The organism is Bradyrhizobium sp. (assembly GCF_016462955.1).
In the GTDB taxonomy this organism is placed as follows: domain Bacteria; phylum Pseudomonadota; class Alphaproteobacteria; order Rhizobiales; family Xanthobacteraceae; genus Bradyrhizobium.
This window is the reverse complement of the sequence record NZ_JAEMSD010000808.1, coordinates 1-2,003: the sequence shown is the minus strand read 5'-3', so window position 1 is coordinate 2,003 and position 2,003 is coordinate 1. Positions and strand designations below refer to the sequence as shown.

Annotated in this window: 2 protein-coding genes; one reads left to right on the top strand and one right to left on the bottom strand. The window is 67.9% G+C overall.

Features of this window, described 5'->3' with window-relative positions; genetic code table 11:
* Positions 1 to 1,358: PAS domain-containing sensor histidine kinase (locus JHD07_RS38665; RefSeq protein ID WP_291631793.1), on the top strand; the 1,358-nt coding region annotated here is incomplete at its 5' end.
* Between the two features lie 5 nt (positions 1,359 to 1,363).
* On the opposite strand, the gene JHD07_RS38660 is transcribed toward JHD07_RS38665, so the two are convergent.
* Positions 1,364 to 1,924, bottom strand: a complete 561-nt coding sequence (locus tag JHD07_RS38660; RefSeq protein WP_291631792.1) for a nuclear transport factor 2 family protein — start codon at positions 1,922 to 1,924, stop codon at positions 1,364 to 1,366.
* Positions 1,925 to 2,003 lie beyond the last annotated feature (79 nt).

Here is a 2,003-nt window from a genome sequence, read left to right as displayed (position 1 = left end):
ATGTCGAGCCGGGCGTGTCGCCCGCGAGCAGCACCTCGCAAGCGGGCACGCCCGTCACGATCAGCGCGGCGGTCGCGGACGGCGAAGCGCCGCCAGCGACGACGGATGCGCATCTGCACACGATCGACTGGGACGGCGAGAGCGCGCATGCGCTGATCTGCGCGCTGCCGCAGGCCGCTGTCGCCGCACCGCCCGTCGCCGCGGAGCCTGTTTTCGCAGAGCCCTTCCCGGATCCCGATCCCGTAGCCGGCGATGCCGAGGCGGAAGATCTCGCCGCCATCCTCGACACCACCGCCGAGGGCATCGTGATGTTCGATGCCGAAGGCAACATCCACGCCTGCAACCGCAGCGCGGAGGCGCTGTTCGGCTATGACGGCGCGGCGCTGCTGGAGCAGAACCTGCTCACGCTGTTCGCGCCGGAGAGCCAGCAGATCGTCGCCGACTATCTGCAAAGCATGAAGAGCCAGGACATCGCGAGCCTGCTCGACCACGGCCGCGAGGTGCTGGGGCGCGAGAAGAAGGGCGGCGCGATCCCGCTCGCGATGATCATGGGCCGCACCCGCCCCGACGGGCCGAACTTCTTCGCCGTGTTCCGCGACCTCTCGCAAGCCAAGAAGGGCGAGAACGAATTGACACAGGCGCGCCGCCTCGTCGACGGCGCGGCCAGTGCCAAGGCCGACATGCTGGCGCGGATCAGCCACGAGATCCGCACGCCGCTCAACGCCATCATCGGCTTTGCCGAGGTGATGATCTCGGAGCGCTTCGGCACGCTCGGCAACGAGCGCTATGGCGAGTACATGAAGGACATCCGCGCCTCCGGCGAGCGCGTCATCGCCATCATCGACGACCTCCTGGAGCTGTCGCGGATCGAGACCGGCAAGCTCGACTTGGATTTCGCCAACCTCAATCTCAACGACCTCGTCGAGGCGTGCGTCACGGTCATGCAGCCGCAGGCCAACCGCGAGCGCATCATCATCCGCACCTCGCTCGCCCACGCGCTGCCGCAGGTGAACGTGGACGCGCGCGCGATGCGGCAGATCACCATGAACCTGATCTCGAACTCGATCCGGCTCGCCAGCGCCGGAGGCCAGGTCATCGTCTCGACCGCGCTGACCGACCGCGGCGAGATCGCATTGCGCATCCGCGATACCGGCCACGGCCTGTCCGAGCGCGAGGTCGCCGCGGCGATGGAGCCGTTCCGCACCCCGCCGCCCGGCGATGCCGCCGACAGCTCGGCGCTGAGCCTGTCGCTGACCAAGGCACTGGTCGAAGCCAACCGCGCGCGGTTCAACATCAAGAACGCGGGCCACGGCACGCTGATCGAGGTGGTGTTCGCGCCGGCGCTGGCGAAGGCCTGAGGCGCTCACTGGCTTGCGGGAAGGCCGCGCCCAAGCGCCGCCGCCTGCTGCAGGCTGATGCCGTTGGCCAGCGGGTCGGCGTGGCGATGCGCCAGGTGCCACTCGGTGCCCACGCGCCGGTAGACGAGCGTCACGCGCAGAGCCCATTCCTGCGCGGGCAGCCCGCCGACCTCGACGCTGTCCCGTTCGATCAGCGCCAGGACGACCATGTCCTGCGAGCCATAGGTCTGGACGACCTCCTGCCTGTGCGTTCCGTTCCTGAAGAACCGGCCCATCCGCTCCCACCTTTCGGGCGTGTACTCCGCGGCCTTCGACGGGGCCCCGCCGAACGGCGACATCAGCACGAAATCGTCGGTGATGGAGATCATCTGCCGATAGGCCCCGACGTCACCGCGCATCAGTGCCGCGTTCGACTGCTGGGTCTGGGCCAGCAGCTTTGCGATGACGTCATCGGCCCGTGCCGCCTCGGCGACGACGAGCGGCATGCACGCCATGCCTGCGAGCGTGTTGCGCCTGGACATCGGCGCGGGTGCAGCCGGAGAATGCGGATCGTGATCGTTCTTCATGAGAAGAGCTCCATGATGGTTCATGCGGTTTCGATAGCGCTGGATGCCGCTTTGACCGTCGTGAAGCTACTGATAAGAT

What these genes read in the sequence shown, in the direction of transcription:
- JHD07_RS38660 (WP_291631792.1), bottom strand. Translation starts at nt 1,924, where the DNA reads ATGAAGAACGATCACGATCCGCATTCTCCGGCTGCACCCGCGCCGATG.